This window comes from Ruminococcus sp. NATIVEDY161, from assembly GCF_045819895.1.
Lineage (GTDB): Bacteria > Bacillota > Clostridia > Oscillospirales > Acutalibacteraceae > Ruminococcoides.
In genome coordinates this window covers 1,002,239-1,023,674 of the sequence record NZ_CP162392.1, presented here as the reverse complement: position 1 = coordinate 1,023,674, position 21,436 = coordinate 1,002,239, and the positions used below count along the sequence as shown (strand labels likewise).

The 21,436-nt window shown below is 45.0% G+C and carries 23 protein-coding genes, 1 pseudogene and 1 other annotated feature; of the genes and pseudogenes, 22 read left to right on the top strand and 2 right to left on the bottom strand.

The annotated features are described in order from the left end of the window. Window positions 1-146 precede the first annotated feature (146 nt). Complete coding sequence (locus tag AB1I50_RS04985) at window positions 147-269, top strand: Arc family DNA-binding protein (protein WP_407725123.1); 123 nt, start codon at window positions 147-149, stop codon at window positions 267-269. A gap of 51 nt (window positions 270-320) precedes the next feature. Here the strand turns inward: AB1I50_RS04985 and AB1I50_RS04980 are convergent, their stop codons facing one another. After that, complete coding sequence (locus tag AB1I50_RS04980; protein ID WP_407725122.1) at window positions 321-605, bottom strand: winged helix-turn-helix transcriptional regulator; 285 nt, start codon at window positions 603-605, stop codon at window positions 321-323. Window positions 606-778: 173 nt separating this feature from the next. On the opposite strand from AB1I50_RS04980, the gene AB1I50_RS04975 reads away from it, so the two are divergent. The 6 genes from AB1I50_RS04975 to AB1I50_RS04950 all read left to right on the top strand — a co-directional run bounded on the left by AB1I50_RS04975 (window position 779) and on the right by AB1I50_RS04950 (window position 3,262). After that, window positions 779-1,108 (top strand): DUF6442 family protein, encoded by a 330-nt coding sequence (locus tag AB1I50_RS04975; RefSeq protein ID WP_407725121.1) that lies wholly within the window; start codon window positions 779-781, stop codon window positions 1,106-1,108. After that, window positions 1,105-1,314, top strand: coding sequence for a helix-turn-helix transcriptional regulator (locus AB1I50_RS04970; RefSeq protein WP_316609343.1), 210 nt, complete (start codon window positions 1,105-1,107; stop codon window positions 1,312-1,314). Before AB1I50_RS04975 ends, AB1I50_RS04970 begins: the two co-directional genes overlap by 4 nt. A 120-nt stretch (window positions 1,315-1,434) precedes the next feature. Further along, window positions 1,435-1,977 (top strand): VanZ family protein, encoded by a 543-nt coding sequence (locus AB1I50_RS04965; protein WP_407725120.1) that lies wholly within the window; start codon window positions 1,435-1,437, stop codon window positions 1,975-1,977. Window positions 1,978-2,119: 142 nt separating this feature from the next. Further along, window positions 2,120-2,383, top strand: coding sequence for a hypothetical protein (locus AB1I50_RS04960; protein WP_407725119.1), 264 nt, complete (start codon window positions 2,120-2,122; stop codon window positions 2,381-2,383). A gap of 12 nt (window positions 2,384-2,395) precedes the next feature. Further along, window positions 2,396-2,704, top strand: a complete 309-nt coding sequence (locus AB1I50_RS04955) for a galactokinase family protein (protein ID WP_407725118.1) — start codon at window positions 2,396-2,398, stop codon at window positions 2,702-2,704. Window positions 2,705-2,728: 24 nt separating this feature from the next. Then, window positions 2,729-3,262 carry a GHMP family kinase ATP-binding protein gene (locus tag AB1I50_RS04950; RefSeq protein ID WP_407725117.1) on the top strand — a complete coding sequence of 178 codons (534 nt, stop codon included), beginning with the start codon at window positions 2,729-2,731 and terminating at the stop codon, window positions 3,260-3,262. On the opposite strand, the gene AB1I50_RS04945 is transcribed toward AB1I50_RS04950, so the two are convergent. Then, window positions 3,184-4,914 (bottom strand): recombinase family protein, encoded by a 1,731-nt coding sequence (locus tag AB1I50_RS04945; RefSeq protein WP_407725116.1) that lies wholly within the window; start codon window positions 4,912-4,914, stop codon window positions 3,184-3,186. The genes AB1I50_RS04950 and AB1I50_RS04945 overlap by 79 nt on opposite strands. A gap of 232 nt (window positions 4,915-5,146) precedes the next feature. On the opposite strand from AB1I50_RS04945, the gene AB1I50_RS04940 reads away from it, so the two are divergent. The 15 genes and pseudogenes from AB1I50_RS04940 (at window position 5,147) to pheS (ending at window position 21,423) form a co-directional block, all read left to right on the top strand. Beyond that, the gene (locus AB1I50_RS04940) at window positions 5,147-6,490 is read left to right on the top strand and encodes a DUF6076 domain-containing protein (protein ID WP_407725115.1); all 1,344 of its coding nucleotides are present in this window, start codon (window positions 5,147-5,149) and stop codon (window positions 6,488-6,490) included. A gap of 509 nt (window positions 6,491-6,999) precedes the next feature. Further along, window positions 7,000-7,521 carry a circularly permuted type 2 ATP-grasp protein gene (locus AB1I50_RS04935; protein WP_407725114.1) on the top strand — a complete coding sequence of 174 codons (522 nt, stop codon included), beginning with the start codon at window positions 7,000-7,002 and terminating at the stop codon, window positions 7,519-7,521. After that, window positions 7,518-7,769: a hypothetical protein gene (locus tag AB1I50_RS04930; protein WP_407725113.1), complete on the top strand. Its 252-nt coding sequence runs from the start codon at window positions 7,518-7,520 to the stop codon at window positions 7,767-7,769. The genes AB1I50_RS04935 and AB1I50_RS04930 overlap by 4 nt, the downstream gene beginning before the upstream one ends. Window positions 7,770-7,779: 10 nt before the next feature. After that, window positions 7,780-8,574 (top strand): transglutaminase domain-containing protein, encoded by a 795-nt coding sequence (locus tag AB1I50_RS04925; RefSeq protein ID WP_407725320.1) that lies wholly within the window; start codon window positions 7,780-7,782, stop codon window positions 8,572-8,574. Window positions 8,575-8,578: 4 nt separating this feature from the next. After that, complete coding sequence (locus AB1I50_RS04920) at window positions 8,579-9,508, top strand: M14 family metallopeptidase (RefSeq protein ID WP_407725112.1); 930 nt, start codon at window positions 8,579-8,581, stop codon at window positions 9,506-9,508. Between the two features lie 8 nt (window positions 9,509-9,516). Then, window positions 9,517-10,455 (top strand): M14 family metallopeptidase, encoded by a 939-nt coding sequence (locus AB1I50_RS04915; protein ID WP_407725111.1) that lies wholly within the window; start codon window positions 9,517-9,519, stop codon window positions 10,453-10,455. A 12-nt stretch (window positions 10,456-10,467) separates the two neighbouring features. Beyond that, window positions 10,468-11,226 carry a gamma-glutamyl-gamma-aminobutyrate hydrolase family protein gene (locus tag AB1I50_RS04910; protein WP_407725110.1) on the top strand — a complete coding sequence of 253 codons (759 nt, stop codon included), beginning with the start codon at window positions 10,468-10,470 and terminating at the stop codon, window positions 11,224-11,226. Continuing rightward, the gene (locus tag AB1I50_RS04905) at window positions 11,213-13,777 is read left to right on the top strand and encodes a PEP/pyruvate-binding domain-containing protein (RefSeq protein WP_407725109.1); all 2,565 of its coding nucleotides are present in this window, start codon (window positions 11,213-11,215) and stop codon (window positions 13,775-13,777) included. Before AB1I50_RS04910 ends, AB1I50_RS04905 begins: the two co-directional genes overlap by 14 nt. Window positions 13,778-13,807: 30 nt before the next feature. Then, entirely contained in the window at window positions 13,808-15,700 is a 1,893-nt protein-coding gene (locus tag AB1I50_RS04900; RefSeq protein ID WP_407725108.1) for an NAD(+) synthase, read from the top strand. Window positions 15,701-15,943: 243 nt separating this feature from the next. After that, window positions 15,944-16,387: pseudogene (locus AB1I50_RS04895) on the top strand (aminotransferase class III-fold pyridoxal phosphate-dependent enzyme); the annotation flags it as partial. Continuing rightward, window positions 16,359-16,679 (top strand): hypothetical protein, encoded by a 321-nt coding sequence (locus AB1I50_RS04890; RefSeq protein ID WP_407725353.1) that lies wholly within the window; start codon window positions 16,359-16,361, stop codon window positions 16,677-16,679. The pseudogene AB1I50_RS04895 and the gene AB1I50_RS04890, both read left to right, overlap by 29 nt. A 587-nt stretch (window positions 16,680-17,266) precedes the next feature. Then, window positions 17,267-18,313 (top strand): IS30 family transposase, encoded by a 1,047-nt coding sequence (locus tag AB1I50_RS04885; RefSeq protein WP_407725107.1) that lies wholly within the window; start codon window positions 17,267-17,269, stop codon window positions 18,311-18,313. Between the two features lie 135 nt (window positions 18,314-18,448). Beyond that, on the top strand, window positions 18,449-18,988 hold the full coding sequence (locus AB1I50_RS04880) for a glutathione peroxidase (protein WP_407725106.1): 540 nt from the start codon (window positions 18,449-18,451) through the stop codon (window positions 18,986-18,988). Between the two features lie 11 nt (window positions 18,989-18,999). Beyond that, the gene (locus tag AB1I50_RS04875) at window positions 19,000-19,941 is read left to right on the top strand and encodes an MBL fold metallo-hydrolase (RefSeq protein ID WP_407725105.1); all 942 of its coding nucleotides are present in this window, start codon (window positions 19,000-19,002) and stop codon (window positions 19,939-19,941) included. An 85-nt stretch (window positions 19,942-20,026) separates the two neighbouring features. After that, window positions 20,027-20,244: a binding site (T-box leader), on the top strand. A 123-nt stretch (window positions 20,245-20,367) separates the two neighbouring features. Continuing rightward, window positions 20,368-21,423: a phenylalanine--tRNA ligase subunit alpha gene (gene pheS, locus AB1I50_RS04870; protein WP_407725104.1), complete on the top strand. Its 1,056-nt coding sequence runs from the start codon at window positions 20,368-20,370 to the stop codon at window positions 21,421-21,423. Window positions 21,424-21,436: the final 13 nt, after the last annotated feature.

Here is a 21,436-nt window from a genome sequence, read left to right as displayed (position 1 = left end):
TCAACAAATCGGCTATGCAAATTATCCCGAAACCGGATACAGTTATTTGAATTTTGCATAAGTGTATATTTTAGTAGCTTTATGTTTATAAGCGTTATCCTTTATTCTTTTTGTTGTATTAATCCACAAAAGAAATTGATGATGAAATGCTGAACAAGTTGCACGTTGTTGCCGACTACGAAGGCCGCTCGGCGAACAGTTCGATATTGATTCTGATTCGTGATGCGATTGAGAAGCATGAGGAAAAACACGGAAAAATAGAAATATAAAAATGAGCAGGACGGTGTCATCGGCTGTCCTGCTCGTTTTATCGGTCGTTATTATTTTTCAAACTGTTCCTTATAATCAATCCCAAATGTTTCCATCGACTTGATGATCGGGCGCATACTCTCGCCGAGGTCGCTCAGGGCGTACTCTACTCTCGGAGGTACTTCGGGATAAAAGGTGCGGGTGATGATACCGTCATCCTCCATCGAACGCAGGCTGTCGGTCAGAACCTTCTGGCTGATTCCGTCAAGGCTTTTTCTCAGTTCGTTGAACCGCCACGGTCTGAAGAGAAGATTACGCAGTATCAGCAGCTTCCATTTGCTTCCAATCAAGCTCACTGTTGTTACGACAGGGCAATCAGCATATCGTCATACTGCGCCTGTTCTACAGCAAGGACGGATCCACACGAAAAATGACAAGAAAACTTTGCAAATAGTATTGACAAGTAAACTTGGCGGTGTTATAATGATGACAATAAAACTTGGCAAAGGAAGCCGGAGGAGTTGTTGGTATGAATAAGGAAGAAATATTAAAGATGGCGCAAACCGAAAACAGGGGAAAGGATGTCGCTGACCTCGATGCGCAGAGAAGAGGTGCGTATTTTGCGTACCTCGTCGGCATTTGTCTGATTGTAGCGGTTGATATTATCGAGGGGATTGTCCTTCACCGCATTAGCTTCGGCTGCAATATGGCAATGTTTGTCATGGCGTTTGTAGCCTTCTTGACAAAGTTCCGTATTCGCGGAAAGAAGCATGAGCTTTTTGTCGCGATCGCCTACGGAATCGGTGCGGTTGTTTGGACAGTGCTGTGGATCATGCAGCTTTGCGGGGTGTTGTCATGACAGATAACGGTCTGGTGCTGAAAAACAACCTCGCCGCGATCCGCAAGGAGAAAAAGTTATCTCAGGCGGAGCTGGCAAAAATCGTGGGCGTGTCGCGCAATACGATCAGCTCCATCGAGACAGGTCAGTTCAACCCGACCGCTAAGCTGGCGTTGATTCTATGTATCGCGCTGGACAAGAAGTTTGAGGAAATCTTCTATTTCTGATGGAATAACAGACTGTTGCAGCTAAAACTTTCAAATAGTTTTGCTTCGGCTTGTGGACAAGGTTCTTGATTTCTGGTATGATAATAGCAGATAAATAGGAATTTACAATGGGTGAACAGAATGCTTGAAATATCTTTTATGACTCTTGAATTGTTGTTTGCGGTTGTTTGGCTGTTGATCAGATTGGTCGTATGGATTCACCAAAAGCGAATCATATGGAAACGTGAAGCTTTGCTGCTGTTGATGTATATCAATCTTGCGATTATTATCCGTTTTTCATTTTTTCCGAGAGATTTGGTGAACGGGCATATTCAGCCTTTGATTTTTGACGCAAAAGTTGCTTTTCCTTTCCGCGTCAATATTATCCCTCTTGTTAATTTATTTCAATACGACAGTGTAAGGGATGTGATCTGGAATGTAGTCGGGAATACAGCAATGTTTATTCCGACCGGCATTATTTTGCCTATCATTTACAGAAAAATGGATCATTTTGGCAAGGTGATTGCGGCAGGAGCGTTTATATCACTGTGCATTGAGTTGATGCAATTGCCCTTTGCGACCAGAGTTACCGATATTGATGATCTGATCCTGAACACACTTGGAGTGATGATAGGATATGGAATTTACTCATTGGTCAAAAAGATAAAAACATCAAAACGATAAATTCTGATTAAGCGAAACGGCTGACCCGCCGTTGATGAACCTTATCTTGACATACCTCTGTTGACTATGCTATATTACACCCAACAAACCGCGAAGGAATGGGAAAAGTCAGGTTTCACCGACGTGGTGTGACCCTCACCTTATGCCGCTTTATGCGTTTTGCTGGTTTTTCTTCGGCTTCGGAGCAATCACCATGCTGACCGCGCGTTTGCTGATAAAGGACTACAACAAATATCTGCCGCTGGTTGACGACGACGGAGAGTTTATTCTCACCGAGGACGGCAAAAAAATTATGCCCGGAACTCCCGAGGAAAAGGCTTATTACGCCGCTCGCCGTGAAGAACTCAGCGACAGCGATAAAACGGAAGAAGAAATTTTGGAAGAAATGAAAATGCTCGATATGTGAGGTGCTTAGCAAATGAAGATACAAACGTTTATTGAAGCTTTGCGCGGCGGAAAAGCCGACCACGCTTTAAAAATTCTCTACGGTAATTCCCCGACCGCGATTGAAAGCCAGCAGAGAAGATATATTCACGCGGTCAGCCGCTTTTCGGAGCTGTTCCCTCAGCACGATGATATCCGCATATTTTCCTCTCCAGGCAGAACTGAAATCGGCGGAAACCATACAGACCACCAGCACGGCTGTGCGTTGGCGGCAGCGGTTAATCTGGACGTTATCGCGGTTGTCGCATTTCACGATGAACACATAATCCGTATGGAGTCGTAAGGTCACGGACGAATTGAAGTCGATTTGAACGACCTCTCAATTCACGAGGAGGAAAAGGGAACTTCCGCCGCGATAATCCGCGGAATAGCCGCGCGTTTTGCCTCGATGGGCGTTAACATCGGCGGCTTTGACGCTTACTCTACCTCCGACGTGCTCAGCGGCAGCGGACTTTCTTCATCCGCAGCGTTTGAAACGCTTGTCGGCGCTATAATCAACATCAACTACAACGACTGCCGTGCCGATGAAGCCGAAATCGCAAAAATCGGTCAGTATGCCGAAAATGTGTATTTCGGAAAGGGCAGCGGTCTGCTCGACCAGACTGTTTGCGCCTACGGCGGCTTTGTGTTTATCGACTTCCTCGATACCGACAAGCCGTATGTTGAAAAATATAGCTTTGATTTTGAAAAGGCAGGCTATAAGGCTGATTCCGAAAAGGATGTTTTCAGTTTAAGGCGGTGCCCTATGTGTAGGCGGACAGCTCAGGCTGTCCGCCTTTCGTCATGCGTTTTTTCTTCTGCTTGGTTGATTTCGCTCGGCAGAGCGAATGTTCCGATGTAGCGGAAGTAGATATCGATTTGCTGCGGAGAGGTTTGGCTGTGTTTTTTCTCACGCTCGTGAACGACGATTTTGCTGATGAAGGTTCTCAGTACCTCGGGCGTCAGCTCCTGCACACATACATATTTCCTGACAATGTCAAGGAACTTCTGTACATTGGTACACTCGTTCTTGAGTGTACCGATTTCTTTTTGAAGCTCGGGAATTGATGATTCAAGCTCCTTCTGCTCATCGTTGTAGTCAACTGACAGCATTCTGTACTGCTCATCGCTGATACGTCCGAGAACGTTATCCTCATACAAGCGCTTGAACAGAGATTTTAACTCAACAATTCGCTTTTCCGCTTTCGACAGTTCAGCAGTTTTTGAATTCAGTTCTTTCCTATACTGCGAGGAAGTCTTTTTACTGATATAATCGGTAAACTCTTTTGTGTTGTTCCTCGCGTAGTAGAGCGCCTTGTTGATTTCTTCGAGTACGATTTCATCAAGAACCACCTCTCGGATTGAGTGGGGAGTGCACTTCTCCTCGCCTAAATGCTTGCGGTAGTTTCCGCAGATAAAATTATAATTCTCACGCTTCACTGTTTTACCCCGGACGAAATAATGCTTTTTGCCGCAGTCGGCACAATAGATAAGTCCGCTGTATTTATTGATTTCACCCATACGGGTTTGGCGTATTCTGCCTTCGCGCACCTTGCGGACAATATCCCATGTTTTTTGGTCGATAATCGGTTCATGGGTATTCTCGAAGCGGAGCTGTTCTTCCTTCGGAACCTTGATTGTGCGTTTATCCTTGAACGAAGCGATCCTTGTACGGCAGTTGATTGTGTGCCCGAGATAAATTTCGTTATCAAGCATATCAGCAATCGTGCGTGATGTCCATGAGTACGGGTTTTCTGTACCCGTTCTCGTGCCATACTTACCTTCCTTTTGGAAGCGATAGAATGTGGGCTTTAGAATCTTATTTTCTTGCAGTACTTTCGCAATATTACACGGTCCGATTCCCTCGGCACACATTGCGAATATCATTTTTACCACAGGCGCGGTTTCTTCGTTAATGAGGAGATGACATTCTTTTCCGCTGTTGGGGTCGCGGCGGTAACCATACGGGATTGTAGTACCCAGACGTTCACCACGCTCGGCTTTCGCCTTGAATACAGAGCGGATTTTCTTGCTCGTGTCGCGGGCGTACCACTCGTTGAACAGATTTTTGAACGGCGCAAGCTCGTTGTTGTCGCTGAACAGCGAGTCATAGTTATCGTTGATGGCAATATACCTTACGCTGTATCTCGGAAAGATGAACTCAGTATAGTTTCCGACCTCGATATAGTTCCTGCCGAGTCGGGATAAGTCTTTCGTGATAACGATTCCGACCTTGCCGGCTTCAATCAGCTTATACATCTCCTGAAAGCCGGGGCGGTCAAAGCTAACGCCCGAGTAGCCGTCATCAACAAACACGCGGATATTTGGGAAGCAATTATCCTCAGCGTACTTTCCTTTCGTAGTAGGAAAGTTCCATATCGTTTCGCCCTTCGCAATACGAACACACCAGTCAAGCATTAACCAAGATTTGCCGACTTTCGGTGCGCCGCCAATGATAGCAAGTCCTTGCGGCAACAAATCTTTTATCACAAATTTTGTCGCGGGCAAGTCCATATCAAGAAGCGTGTCTCCGTCAATGGAGTTGAATGTTTTTCTGATGTCTAAATCATAAATATCGTAATCAGATATATGAATTCACCTCGTTTTTATAAAGTTCAGAACGTTCTTACAATTTTTATTATAGCGAGTCTTGACAAAGTTTCAATAGTTTTATACAATATAAATTAGACTCAGTTAGATTGCCGATTTATTGCAAAATTTGGATTGTACAAAACGAGGTATCAAAATGGATTTAAAAAATTATCAGTTATCTGAATATGAAGAGTATTTACTGGAACGAACAGGAACAGAGAATGTTGCGTTTAATGATGGTATGGTTTATGTTACATACCATAGCGGCAACAACTCAACCGAGCTTATGAAATCTAATGACGATGAATTTGTCACGCTCTGCATAAATTCAAAAGATCGGGCACGTTCCATACAAGCTCACAGCGATGATGATAACTCGGAGTGGCTTGACAACATTCGGTTTCCGGTTGACTCAACCGAGATCGATGAATTTGAAAAAATGTTTTATGAGCACAACCCCGACATTGAACCTCAGCAAAAAAACAATCCTCTCAGCGGCTGCAAGGTTACTCTGCCGTTGGGTGAAGCATTGTTTGAATTTGTTTACGCAGATTTCGATTCGCTGTACAAGGAGGTCAAAGTAAGCCTTCGAATGTATGAAGATATTGATTTACCAAATGCTGACAATGAAATGCAGGATATGATTAATCGTTATCAAATCTACCGCAACTATAAATGGCTGATCAATCACTTGGCGTTTGGGTCGACCGCTTCCGCGTTGTTTCCGCCGGCTATTACGCAGGATGCGGATTTGGCGGCGGCTATGCTTGACTACTATAAATATCTGATAATGCTGCAAAAGGAATACCGGGATATTCTGGAGTTCTGTTTTGAATCGAAGTATTATTCTGAGGTGCTGGGCGATATGACGGCTTCCGCGCGGTATTATCTTTATCGGAAGATAAATAATATGCCGCCCTTCGTTGAATTCAACGAAGGGCGGCGGTTGATAATGGGAGACAAAAAATCTCCGTTGAATTATGATTTTTCAGCATTTGCTGATTTTGCGCAGGAACACGACATAGACGTAGCCACACTAATATATTTTCATAACTATAATCACAATCCGGTTCTCCGTTATCGGTGCGAGAGCCTGCATGAATTCTTGGAGCTTGAGCTTTGCAAGCTAATCGAATACAAAGTCAATTTAAAGTGCTGCGAACGCTGCGGGCAGTGGTTTACATACAAAGGCAACTATGACGCGCGATACTGCAACCGGATTCATTTAGGTGAATTGCGTTCCTGCCGTGACCTCGCTGCCGAGGAGAACTATAAGCTGAAAATGGAAAAGAACGAGGCTCTGCCAATCTACAGGAAATATTATCGCCGTTACTCCGCCCGTGTGAAAGTTAACCAGATCAAGAAAAACGATTTCAAAAAATGGAAGTACGAGGCTCTTGTCAAGCGTGATGAATGCTCTGCCGGAAATATAACTCCCGAGGAGTACATCGACTGGCTCGAAGACTGTTTCCCCAACAGAAAAAGGAAGGACAAATAAATTCCGTATTCTTTGACTACAGCGTCTCAGTTTTTGAACGTCAAAAAGGCACAAGTTCAGAAACCGGTTTGATTCTGAGCTTGTGCTTTTTTGCGCCCACACGCCGCCACAAATCGGCTGTGTGTGGTTTGCTGGGCGTTGTCGGGTACAACTCCCACAGATTTTTTCGCGCAACACGGGGCGAAACAGGGCGCGTCAGGTTTTCTCGCTGCTCATCGCTTCAACCATCAGTCTGACAGCCAAAGGGAACCCCCCGGCAAAACGTGTTGCCGAGATTCATAAGAGCATTATGGTTATCTTCGGTTATGAAGGATACACAATCTAATTATTCAGATTCTTTTGAGAAATTTAAGTATTTTAAATCCAATTTGCATAAAAATGAAATATTATTAATTGAAACTTGCAGAAACATATTGACAATATTGGGAAATAATGATAGAATACTCACATAAACAAAGGCGTTTTTCACGGAAGTGAAAGGCGCTTTTTCTATATATGGAGGAATGGCTATGAATGAACTCATCAAAAACGCGGAAACAATTAACCGTTTGCTTGCAAGGTACGGCGTAAAGTTCGGAATATATAAAAACGGAGAATTCAAGGAGCAGCTTTTTCCTTTTGACCCGATTCCGAGAATCATCAAAAACGGCGAATATAAATTTTTGGAAAAAGGCTTGAAGCAGCGTGTTAACGCGCTGAATTGCTTTTTGTCCGATATTTACGGAGAAAAACGGCTTGTCAGGGACGGTGTTATTCCCGAGGAGTTTATTTACTCGGCAAAGGGCTTTTTGCCTCCCTGCGATGGCGTAACGCCTCCGAAAAATATTTACAGCCATATTTCGGGTATCGATTTGGTTCAGTCAAAGGATAACAATTGGTATATTCTTGAGGACAATCTACGCGTGCCCTCGGGCGCGTCATACCCTATGATAGCGCGAGAACTGCAGCGAAGAAGTGCTCCGGACGCGTTCTCTGAGACAGGCGTAGTCGATAACCGCAACTATGCCGATATGCTCAAAGAGGTGATATGATAGATAACGAACAAATACGGAATATTATCAAGCTCGGAAAGGGACTGGAGCGGTTGGACTTATACCTGAGTCTTGATTTGCCCGACAGTGATATTATCAGAGAATATCGCAGAATGAAGCAGTTTTTGGCGAAATCCAAGCTCAGATATGACGAAGGCGTTATCAATACAGCAGACAGTATGACTGTCGAGCCGCCGCTAAATCATAAAAATCTAAAAAATCTGCTGAGAAACCTCATTACCGAATGAAAAGGGTGGTATTATCAAACAGCTAACATTTACCTATCATCTGAGCTCCGCGTTCAGCGCGCCGGTTACGCACCACGCCTTTTCGGTAAAGTTTTTGCCCAAAGACACAAACAGACAGAAAATCAGCGGATTGGATATTTATGTTTCAAACGAAGTAAAATACAGCGTCGCTGAGGATAATTTCGGCAATAGAAAGCTTTACGGTCTGATTGAGGAAACACACGACAATTTTGAAGTAACGGTCAGCGGAACGGCGCAAACAGGGCTTGACATTTTTGAGGAATACTCCGCGTTTCCGGCGGCATATTCGCTGCTGAAGGTACATACATCGCTGACAGCTCCGGGCGAAAAAATCAGAGAGTATCACAAAAATCTTGAGCTTGAAACCTGTTCGGGCGATTATGAAAAGGCGCTGCGTATCATGCATACGCTCCATTACACCTTCATCTATGACGCCGGGGCGACCAAGGTACACGAAACCGCCGAAAACGCGCTTGCCCTCGGGCGCGGTGTTTGTCAGGATTACGCGCATATCATGCTCTCTCTGCTGAGAATGGAGGGGATTCCCGCGAGGTATGTCGTCGGAATGATGCAGGGAGAAGGCTCCTCACACGCATGGGCAGAAGCGCTTTGCAACGGATATTGGTACGGCTTTGACCCGACAAACCATAAGCTGGTAAACGATGACTATATCAGGGTTTCCTGCGGAAGAGATTCGGGAGATTGCTCTGTAATCCGGGGCAGCTTTTACGGCTGCGTTACACAGAAACAGACGGAAAACGTCAAAGTAGAGGAAAGGAACTGAAATTATGATTGAAACAGTAGCGTCGGTCGGCTTGCCGATTGACGAAAAATTAATGGTACAAAAAAACCGCCTGATTCCCGAAAACGGTTTAAAAGGCGGAGAAAAGCGGATCAGCATTGTAACGGGAACGCACGGCGACGAGCTTGAGGGACAGTATGTATGCTATGAGCTTCAGAGAAGAATCAAGGAAAACATCGGTTGCCTTACGGGTATTGTGGACGTCTATCCCGCGATAAATCCATTGGGCATTGATTCCATCACAAGGGGTATTCCCGGCTTTGATTTGGATATGAACCGCATATTCCCCGGCTCGGAAAACGGCTCCATGCCGGAATACATCGCCTCAAATATCATAGATGATTTAAGCAAAAGCGCGGCGGTCATTGATATTCACGCCAGCAACATCTTTCTTGAGGAAATTCCTCAGGTCAGAATCAACGAGCTTTCGCGCGACACGCTTGTGCCGCTTGCGAAGCTTTTGAACACGGACTATATCTGGGTTCATTCGTCGGCAACCGTGCTTGAATCCACGCTTGCCTATTCACTGAACACTACCGGCACACCTACGCTTGTTGTGGAAATGGGCGTGGGTATGAGAATCACTAAGAAATTCGGCGACCAGCTGACTGACGGCATTTTCGCTCTTATGAAGGAGCTTGGCATTTGGAACGGAGAGGTAATTGACCCGAAGGAGCCGATTATTTCCGAGGACGGAGAGGTATCCTTTATCAACGCCGGAAAATCAGGCGTATTTGCCCCCTGCGTAGAGCACTGGAAAAATGTGAAGCAGGACGACCATATCGGCGATATTCTCAATCCGCTGACAGGAGAAATGAACGAACGCATTTCCGCCCCCACCGACGGAATCGTTTTTACACTGCGTGAATATCCGATTGTGTCCGAGGGCTCGCTGATTGCGAGAATTCTTGCGTGAGGTGCGTTATGAAGGAAAAGATTGTATTTGAATTGAATTCTGTTTACAGAGATAATATGAGAATAAAGGGATATTCCTTCGGCGAGGGAGAAAACTCCGCCTGCATTGTCGGCGCGACGCGCGGCAATGAGGTGCAGCAGTTGTATATCTGCTCGCGCCTGATTAATATTTTTAAACAGCTCGAGCATCAGGGAAAAATAAAATACGGCAAATCGGTAATGGTAATCCCTACTGTCAACAGCCACTCTATGAATATCGGCAAGCGTTTTTGGTCAACCGACAATACCGATATTAACCGGATGTTCCCCGGCTACAACCTCGGAGAAACGACGCAGAGAATCGCGGCGGGTGTATTTGAAAATATCAGCTCCTACCAATACGGAATTCAGTTTACCAGCTTCTATATGCAGGGAGATTATATTCCGCATGTCAGAGTAATGCAAACGGGCTTTGAGGATATAGAGCTCGCGAAGGATTTCGGTCTGCCGTATGTATTCAGGAGGAACGCGCGTCCTTATGACACAACCACATTGAATTACAATTGGCAGCTTTGGGGCGCCAAAGCGTTTTCCGTATATACAAGCGCGACGGACAGTATTGATATTATCAGCGCGAGAGAAGCAATCAACGCCGTCCTCAGCTTTCTGAATAAGCAGGGCATTATTCAATACAGATGCCACGAGGGCTATATTTCGCAGTTTATTGAGGGACATTCGCTCATAAGCGTAAAGTCTTCTACGGCGGGAATCTTTGTGCGCCGCGCAAATGTTAATTCCAGAGTAAAAAAAGGAGAAATCATCGCGGAGATTATGGATCCGTACACCGGAGAAATCGCGGACAGGATCATCGCGCCGCAAAACGGAATCGTATTTTTCCACGTTAACCAGCCGCTGATTTATTCGCAGACGCCGTTGTTCCGTATTATCCCCACGGATGATTTGGTATAAGGAAGGGTTATTATGAAGGATAGGCAACCGGTAATCGGCGTAGTACCGCTATGGGACGAGTACAGAAACAGTATATGGATGATACCGGGGTATATGGACGGAATTATCAAGGCAGGCGGCTTGCCCGTTATTCTTCCGTTTACCGATGACGAAAATGTTTTTAATCAGGCGGCCGCGCTTTGTGACGGATTTCTTTTGACAGGCGGACAGGACGTCGCTCCCGAACTTTACGGCGAAGCAAAAAGATATGACAACATCATTACCTGCAAAACGCGCGACAGATTTGAAACCTTGCTTTTGGACAGAGCGATCCGGCTTGATGTTCCCGTTCTCGGCATTTGCAGAGGGCTTCAGTTTATGAACGTCTCGCTTGGGGGAACGCTTTATCAGGATATACCCGCGGAAACCGATTCGACGCTTATGCATCGTCAAAATCCGCCTTATGAGAATCCCGTTCACGAGGTTATAATTGAACAGGACACCCCCTTAGCGTATCTGCTGAACAAGGAGCGTCTTGCGGTAAACAGCTGTCATCATCAGGGTATTAAGAATCTGTCTTCCGTGCTGAAATGTATGGCGAGGGCGACAGACGGACTAATAGAAGCGGTATATATGCTGAACAAAAAATTTATCTGGGCGGTTCAGTGGCATCCCGAGCTGTCCTATAAAACAGACGACAGCAGTTCAAAAATTTTTGATATTTTTGTTACCTACGCTAATTTGAGTAAATTAAATATTATATCAGGAGGTAAGGCATATGGCAGCGTTTGACAGAGTGCTCTCAGGAATACCGGAGATGGACAAAGCGCTCGATAACATCAGACTCGGAGATAATGTGGTCTGGAGAGTTTCGGATTTAAACGAATTCAGGCTTTTTATGGAACCGTATGTCAGACAGGCGGTAAAGGACAAGCGAAAAATAATCTATTTCCGCTTTGCGAGCCACGAACCGTTCATCACGGATGTGCCCGAGGTTGAAACGATAACTATTCCGCTTTCGCACCGTTTTGAAAATTTTACCGTCGAAATTCACAATGCGATTGAAAAGGCAGGCAGAGACGCTTTTTATGTTTTTGATTGCCTTTCCGAGCTTCAGACGGCGTGGGCCACGGATCTGATGATGGGTAATTTTTTCAGAGTTACCTGTCCGTTTCTGTTTATCCTCGACACGGTAGCTTTCTTTCCTTTGATTCGCGGAAAGCATTCGGTCCATTCCGTCAACAAAATCATTGACACTACCCAGCTTTTTCTTGATGTATATACGGGAGAAAAGGATATTTTCGTCCGCCCCGAAAAGGTCTGGAACCGCAGTTCCGATACGATGTTTCTTCCTCATACATATGAGCCTTCAACGGGCAGATTCCGTCCCGTGACCGACGGCGTAAAATCGAGCAGGTTCTATCATACGCTCGGCAAGCTAAGACGCGGAACGGATGAAAGATACATAGATTCGTGGGACAGATTTTTTAACACCGCGAAAATTAAGCTTGAAAACGGAAGCGATTTATCCGAAGATTGTGAGATTATGCGCGCAATTATGATGACGCGTGACAGAAAAATGCGCCAAATGGTAAAAAAACATTTTACGCCCGAGGATTATTTTGAGGTTCGCGACCATATGATAGGCACGGGAATGATAGGCGGAAAAGCCTGCGGTATGCTTCTTTCCAGAGCGATTATCCGAAACGAAGAGCCTGATATTGACGAAACTCTTGAGCCGCACGATTCGTTCTATATCGGCTCTGATGTTTATTACACATATATCGTAGATAACGGTTTTTGGGATATGAGAATACGCCAGAGAACCGACGACGGCTATTTTAAGCTTGCGGATGAATTCAGAAAGTTGCTGCTAAACGGAAGCTTTTCCGACGATATGCGCGAGCAGTTCGGTAATATTATCGAATACTACGGACAGGATCCGTACATTGTCCGTTCCAGCAGTATTCTTGAGGACGGCTTCGGCAACGCCTTCGCGGGAAAATACGAGTCCGTATTCTGCGCGAACCGCGGAAGCTTTGAGGACAGATTAAAGGAGTTTGAAAACGCTATCAAAATAGTCTACGCCAGCACAATGGGACTTTCCGCTCTTGATTACAGAAAGCGCCGCGGTCTTGATAAACGCGACGAGCAAATGGCGCTTTTGGTTCAAAGAGTGTCGGGCTCGTACTACGGCTCGTACTATATGCCCTGCGCGGCGGGTGTAGGATATTCATACAGCCCGTACAGATTTTTACAGACCGCCGATCCGAAGGCGGGGATGCTGAGACTGGTTATGGGACTCGGCACCTCGGCGGTTGACCGAACAGAAGGCTCCTATCCGAGACTTGTCAGCCTTGATATGCCCGAAAGAAGCGTTTATTCAAGCGCCGCCGACAGACACAAGTTTTCACAGCGGAACGCCGAAGTGATAAATTCATCTGAACAAAAGCTTGAAACCGTGAGTCTTGACGCCTTAGAGCCAGTGCTTTCGCGCTACATGGGTAATGTTCTTTTGGAACATGATTTTGAAGCTGAGCAAAGGTTGAGCGAAATGGGAAGATACAGAGCCGTTCGGTTTATATCCTGCCAAGGTCTTGTAAAAAACAAAAAGCTGATGGACAGCATGCGCCGAATGCTTGCGCGCATTCAGTCCGAATATGATTATCCAGTTGATACGGAGTTTACAATTAACTTCTCGGATGACGGCGAGTATACAATCGATCTTCTCCAATGCAGACCGCTTCAGGTAGTTAAAGGAAAAAACTCGGTAGATATTCCCGCTGACGTTACGGAAGAGCATATTTTGCTGAGCAGCCGCGGCGCGTCTATGGGATTGTCAAGAGAGGAACAGCTTGATTGTATTGTATATGTAGACCCGATAGGTTACTACAATATGCCGTATAAGGACAAAATTACGGTTGCGCAAATGATAGGCAGAATAAATTGGCATTTCCGTAATGCCGGTAAACATATGATGCTTATGGTTCCTGGCAGAATAGGAACCTCGTCTCAGGAGCTTGGAGTCCCGACAATGTTTTCGGATATCAGCGGATTTGACGTAATCTGCGAAATGGAAGAAAGCAAAGCAGGCTATAACCCGGAGCTGTCATACGGAAGTCATATTTTTCAGGATTTGGTTGAGGCTGAAATACTTTATACCGCCGTGTTTAATAACAGTAAAACACTCGGCTTTTATCCCGAAAAGCTAAACCGTTTTGAAAATGTCGCGGCTGAATTTGATGATAGCGGAGCGCTTTCGGAGATTGTTAAAATATTTAAGGTCGAAAATTGTACGCTCTATCATGACATAAATAAAGAACAGTTACTGGTAACTCTGTAACGGATTTAGGTTTAAAAGGAAGTTCATTTGATGAATTACGGAATGTTCAGAGTCGCGGCGGCGTCATTGAAACTCAAGGTTGCAAATCCCGAATACAATAAAGAAGAAATAATTTACGCAATTGACACGGCTTTAAAAGAAGATATACGACTTCTTGTGACGCCTGAGTTATCAATAACAGGATATACCTGCGCGGACTTGTTTTTTTCAAAATCCCTGCAAAACGCCGCGGAAAATGCGCTTGGCACAATTGTTTCTCATACAAAAGGAAAAAATATCTGCGTTATAGTCGGTATGCCCATTGAACATTTGAATAAATTGTATAACTGTGCCGTAGTAATTCAAAATGGTAAAATAATAAATATTACCGCAAAAACACACTTGGCAAATTATAACGAGTTTTATGAAAAGCGATGGTTTGACAGCGGAGAAAACCTGAATTCAGGGTATTGCGAAAAGTATAATTGTGAAATCGGAACGCAGAATATTATTCATCTTTATGATGATGTTTTTCTGGGCGTTGAGCTTTGTGAGGATTTGTGGGTTCCTTTATCTCCGTCAGTTAATATGTCGCTGAGCGGAGCGAACATTATAGTAAATTTCTCAGCCAGCGATGAGTATGTCGCTAAGGCAGAATACCGCAGAAGCTTAATAAAAAACCAATCGGCAAAATGCATATGCGCTTATGTGTACGCAGGCGCTTCCGTATTTGAAAGCACCACGGATTTGGTTTTCAGCGGCGCTACCGCAATCGCCGAGAACGGAAGTATTCTCGCCGAAGGCAAACGGTTCAGCAGAGAAAACGTTATAACCATAGCGGATATTGATGTGGAAAAAATAAACACTCTCCGAAAAAAGAATATGAGCTTTATAAATAAATCGGATTGTCAAATTCTTTATAAAGATAAACTGGAAAATGAAGATAACGATTTGAAATACCGATCTGTTAATCCGCATCCGTTTATTCCTGTTGATAGCAAAAACAGAAAAGCAACCTGCAAGGAAATTATCTCCATTCAGGCAGCGGGACTTGTAAAAAGATTAGAGCATATTGGTTCTGAAGGCTTTATAGTCGGAGTCAGCGGCGGCTTGGATTCAACGCTCGCGCTGTTGGTAACAACAAGGGCAATGAAGCTTATAGGAAAGCCTGCGGGAAATATTATCGGCGTGACAATGCCCGGGTTCGGAACAACCGGCAAGACATACAGAAACGCGCTGCGGTTAATGAATGAACTCGGCGTTACCGTAAAAGAAATCAATATTCGGAATGCGTGTTTGCAGCATATGAATGATATCGGCCACAATCCTAATCTTAAAGATATTACTTATGAAAACACACAGGCAAGAGAACGGACGCAGATTCTGTTTGATTTGGCAAATAAACACAATTGTCTGCTCGTCGGAACAGGTGATTTAAGCGAATTAGCATTAGGCTGGTGTACATATAACGGAGACCACATGAGCACGTACGGCGTAAACGCATCAATTCCTAAAACACTTGTTTCGTATCTTGTCAGCTATTTTGCCGAGACAGGAGAACATAAGATAAAATCAATCTTAACGGACATCTTAAATACTCCCATATCACCCGAGCTTATGCCTCCGGATAAAAAAGGAAATATTTCACAAAAAACAGAAGATAGTATAGGACCATACGAATTACATGATTTCTTTTTATATCATTTTATGCGTTTCGGGTTTACCAAAGAAAAGCTGAAAAAGCTTGCGGAGAAAGCTTTTAATGGGATTTATGACGAAAACACTATAGAAAAATGGCTGAGCGTTTTTCTTAAAAGATTTTTTATCAGCCAGTTTAAGCGCTCTTGTGTTCCCGATTCGCCTAAGGTCGGCTCGGTATCGTTAAGTCCGCGCGGAGATTGGAGAATGCCCAGCGACGCTGCCTTTGAAGGCTTTATGCAATAGTCTTGATATAAACACAACATTAGCTTTGTGATGATTTTGCCGAAATTGGTACGTGATTTTTTTACAGGTTCAATTCGGGCATAAATAAATTGTGCTTCAGCACAAAAAATATTGGGCTATAAATTATTGAATTTAATTTTATCTATGGTATAATGTGCTCATAAACAAATCCAAAGCAACGGGGCTTCATCAATGTGTGAAGTCCCGTTTTTGTTTTATTATATTTGGAAAGAAGAGATTTGCATGACACCCGAGAAAATTGTTGAAAATCATAAAAAATATATCTTACAGTCATGGAGCAAGCAGGCGAGTATTAATCCGATTGCGGTAGCAAGGGCTGAAGGAATTTATTTTTACGATTACGATGGCAACCGTTACAGCGACATGTCTTCACAGCTTGTGAACCTTAATCTTGGCTATGGAAACAAGGCAATCGGCGACGCGATAAAAGAACAGGTTGACAGGTTTTGCTATATCGGTCCGTCCTTTGCGGCAGAGTCGCGATCAACGCTTGCGGAAATGGTTATTAAACTGTTGCCCGATTTGTTTGGCAAGGTTTTCTTTACCAACGCGGGTGCAGACGCAAATGAAAACGCGGTAAAAATTGCGAGAATGTACACGGGCAAAAATAAAATTTTCAGCCGCTACAGGAGTTATTGTGTTCTTCCCGCAGGATACGGAAAAATACCTGCCGGTTCTGGAATCGAACGACTTTGATATCAACGCGAATTATTGCGTCATCGCCGTTATGGTCGAAACAAACAACGGCGATTTGTCTTATAGGGCAGAGGACGCCATTGAACGCCTGCTTTATTCCGTTTGTAAGCATTTGGGATTTTTCAGGGTTGATAAGGTGAACTGCTTCGTGTTGAATGATTTTACCGAAGCGGAAACGGAGCAATTCGTCAACGGCGTTCAGAATCTGCAGAACAGCGACCGCACGCTTGAGATGATTTGCTTGTACTTGGGTGATTCATAATTACTTGTGATGATTGTGGCAACGAGAAAGGTTTTGTGAACATCGACGCCACAACAGATTGGATATGTGAGTTTCATTAAGCGCACTCCTTCCTGTAATAGAGAGAAAGGCAGTGACTGAGCCACCACACATTAAATTCCAAGAACTTAAACAATTCTTAGTGTGCGGACTCGATGGACTTACTTATCTGTGCTTGAAAGGTGACTCTTACACTGATTAAAATGCTGTCTTGCAGACGAAGAGCTGAGAACAACTCCTCCTACCGTGCTTTGTAGTGTGCCTTCCTTCAAGTACATTATATCAGAAAACGGAAAATTTTGCGGCTTCCGTTTTCATCTCTATTTGTGCCGGTGCCGCACCGGCATGTGGATTAATATGATTTTAAATTTGGCAATAAGGTAACTTTCTTTTACGAGTGCTCCTTTTAACAACATCCCTTGAATGGAATATTTTCAACTAAATTATATTAAATAAAAAACAGTAGGCGCATTGTAAAATGAGGTTGCAACAATAAAATAAATAGTCCACAGTGACGATTCTGTAGTAGAATTGAGTTTGCGCTCACCAATTCGAAAGGAATCATCACTATGGACAACCCTAATTGTAGCACGGAACACAAGAAATATCAACACCTGTCTTCTGAAGAACGACACATAATTGAAGTGCGCTTCAATGAGGACAAGTGGACGATCTACGCAATCGCCAAAAGTCTTGGCAGACCATACAACACAATCAAAAACGAGATCAACCGTGGTACGGTATATCTTTACAACGGAAAGATAGCCAGATATAAGGCTGACAAAGGCGAGGAAGCATATCGTGAACATCGCAAGAACAGCTGCCGCAATTACCGTTGCCTTGAAACTGCAAAGTTTCTCAGATATGTTGAAGATCAGTTTTTCGATGAAGGATGGTCTTTGGACGCCGCAGTAGGTCATGCAAAAGCCAACGGACTGTTTTCCTCTAAAGAAATGGTGTGTACCAAAACGCTGTATAACTATGTTGATTCAGGTCTGCTTAAAATCAAGAACATCGATTTGCCTGAGAAACTGTCGAGAAAGACTAAAACCAAGAAAGATCGAGAAAGCAAGCGAAAACTCGGCAATAGTATTGAGCAGCGTCCTGACATAGTGGATACCAGAGAAGAATTCGGACACTGGGAAATCGACAGCGTGATCGGCAGGAAAGCCGAAGGCGAATCTCAGGTGATGACAATAGTCGAGCGCAAACTCAGAGAGTCCATATGGATCAAGGTGAGAGATCACTCTGCCGAAGCGATAGATGAGGCTTTATCCGCTCTGATTGATCAGTTCGGAGATAAATACAATGAAGTATTCAAAAGCATTACCGGTGATAACGGATCCGAATTCGCTAATCTATCTCAGATTGAATCAAAAGGCATAGCCGTATATTTCACTCATCCGTATTCGTCCTACGAAAAAGGAACTAACGAGTGCCACAACAAAATGCTGCGCAGATTTATACCGAAGGGCAAAAGCATTGACGACTACAGCGCTGACGACATCCTCTACTTTGCGGATAAGATCAACAACCTGCCCAGAAAGATTCTGGGCTACAGAACCCCGGAAGAGCTGTTCGAGCAGGAACTCGACCGCATATATGCTGCCGCGTGAGCCGCGTCGCCGCGAGTTTTCCTCGCTCGTCGCTACGCTCCTTCCTCGAAAAACTCGCGGCGATCTACTACAGACTCAAAAAATGTTGCAACTTGCTATTGCAATTTGCGTAAAAAATTAAACAGGAGAAAAACTATGATTTACGATTACAAAGTAAAAACCGCCAAGGGCGGAGAGCTTGACCTGTCTGAATACAAGGGCAAGGTAATTATGATTGTCAACACAGCCACAGGCTGCGGCTTTACTCCTCAGTACGCGCCGATTGAGCAGATGTACAAAGATTATCACGAACAGGGACTTGAAATTCTGGACATTCCCTGCAATCAGTTCGGCGGACAGGCTCCGGGCTCGGATGATGAAATTCACGAGTTCTGCACGCTGCATTACAACACAACCTTTCCGCAGATGAAAAAGGCGGACGTCAACGGAGAAAACGAGCTGCCGCTTTATACCTACCTGAAGGCTCAAAAGGGCTTTGAGGGCTTTGGTGAACACAAGCTCTCCGCGCTGCTTGCGGATATGCTGGCAAAAGCCGATCCCGACTGGGATAAAAAATCCGACATCAAGTGGAACTTTACAAAGTTTATTGTTGACCGTGACGGAAATGTAGCTGCGCGTTTTGAGCCCACTGCCGATATGGCAGAGGTTGAGGCGTGCATAAAAGCACTTTTATAAGGAGGCACACAATGGAAATTAAAGCGGTAAAATTCAGAAAAGACGGATTCTATTCACAGCTGTTCGCGTTCGGCGGCGAGGAAGGCCCCGAGAAGTACAGCATGGATATCCGTTTTCGCGGAAGTCTGCAAAACTACCTGATTGACACAGGCGATGAGGTGATTTTGGTCGATACCGGACTTCCCGCAGGCACTCCCGAGGAAAAGCCCGACAAGGAGGTTGCCGCATATACCGGCAAGGATATTTGCAGCTATATGGAGGCGTTTCGCAATCTGGGCTATAAGCCCGAGCAGGTGACGAAAATATTACTCACCCACAGGCACAACGACCATTCGGGCGAGTTAAAGTCATTTCCGAACGCGAAAATTTATGTCAACGCCGATGAGCTTGACGCGGCTGAATTACAGGGTATTGACAATATCGTTCCCGTTACCTTTACCGACGGTGCGTACTATAATTTCCCCGAAAGCCAGAAGATTCAAGACGGCATTTATTTTATCAAGGCGAAGGGTCATACCAAGGGCAACAGCATTGTTGTAGTTGAGGACGGCGGTCTTTTCTATATGCTCCACGGCGATATCACCTATGTTGACGAGGCGCTCTATGAGAACAAGCAGTCTGTTGTATTTGACAATCTTCAAGACGCGCTCACAACCCTCGGCCGTGTGCGCGAGTTTGTCCGCAACCATCCGACCGTTTACTGCGGAACTCACACTCCGCAGGGCTATGAGAATCTTGAGGCAAAGCGCGTGATTGACTTGGACAATCCCGTCGAGACTATCTTTGCCGATATTGATTTTACGGAGCAGGAGGCGACAGGCATTTATATCTGCTCAATCTGCGGCTATGTTTATGACCCTGCCGAGCACGACGGCGTTGCATTTGAGGACTTGCCCGACGATTGGCGCTGCCCGCGCTGCAAGCAGCCTAAGGAAAAATTCAATAAGGCGTAATAATCTATGACCGGGCAAATAAATTTGCTCAAACCCTTGCAAAATCAAAAAAACAGTGGTATTATATAATTTAGTGCTATACTTCTTAAACACAGCGACGGAGAGAGTAGCGTTAAGCACCGCATTAAAAGAGAGGCGCGTCGGCGGCTGAAAGCGCGTTATTGCGGATTGATGTGAAGTTCGCTCCCGAGTGGCAGGGCTGAAACAGCAGTAGGCTCTGACGGCTGACACCGTTATATGTTAAGTGAGAGCCCAAAGTATTTTGGGAATCAGGGTGGTACCACGGAGAAATTCGTCCCTGTACGCTTATGCGTGCAGGGGCTTTTGTTTTAATAAAAAATGTTAAATCCACTTGATGTTTTCAGCCGAGAACAAAAGAGTGTTATAATAAGAACTTAGGAAACGTTTAAAATAGGAGGAAAAAGCATGGACAACAAAATTGAAGTCCTGAGAGAAGAAATCAGGCAAAAGCTCGCAAACGCCAAGGACCTTTCCGAGCTTGACAAGGCAAGGGTGGAATACCTCGGCAAAAAGGGAAGTATCACGGCTCTGTTAAAGGGTATGAAGAACCTTTCCAACGATGAGAAAAAGACCTTCGGCGCAGAGGTTAACAAGCTAAAGGCTGCCGCGGCAAAGAGGATTGAGGAGAGGGTAGAGGAGCTGAAAAAGCTCCAGATTGAGGCTGAAATCAACGCTATGCCGAAGTTTGACATCACCGCTCCTGCCGACCTTACAAGGGGTTCGTATCATCCGATCACACTGGTTCAGCGCCAGTGCGAGACCATTTTTAAGTCGATGGGCTTTACCGTTGAGGATTACCCCGAGGTTGTTACCGACTACGAGTGCTTTGAGTCGGTTAATATTCCCAAGCACCACCCTGCGCGCGATATGCAGGACACATATTACCTCGAGAACGGCCAGCTCTTAAAGTCGCAGACCTCCGCGGCTCAGAACGCCATTCTCAAAAAGTACGGCAAAAATCTTGAAGAAAACGGCGTGCCGATTAAGGCTATTTTCCCCGGCCGCTGCTTCAGAAACGAGGCGACCGACGCCAGCCACGAAAACACCTTCTTCCAGATGGAGGGTATGATGGTTGACAAAGACATTTCAATTTCCAACCTGATTTTCTTTATGAAAACCATGCTTTCCGAGGTTTTCCAGAGAGACGTTAAGGTTCGTCTGCGCCCGGGATTTTTCCCGTTCGTAGAACCCGGCTTTGAACTTGACATCAACTGCGAAATTTGCGGAGGTACAGGCTGTTCCTCGTGCAAGCACAGCGGATGGCTCGAGCTTTGCCCCTGCGGTATGATTCACCCCAACGTTCTGCGCGAGGGCGGCGTTGACCCAGAAAAGTACACAGGCTTTGCATTCGGTCTCGGACTTACAAGACTTGCCATGATGAAGTACAAGGTTAAGGATATTCGCGACTTAAACAGCGGCAACTTAAAATCGCTCGCTCAGTTTACAGACGACGACAACTGATAGGGAGGTACTG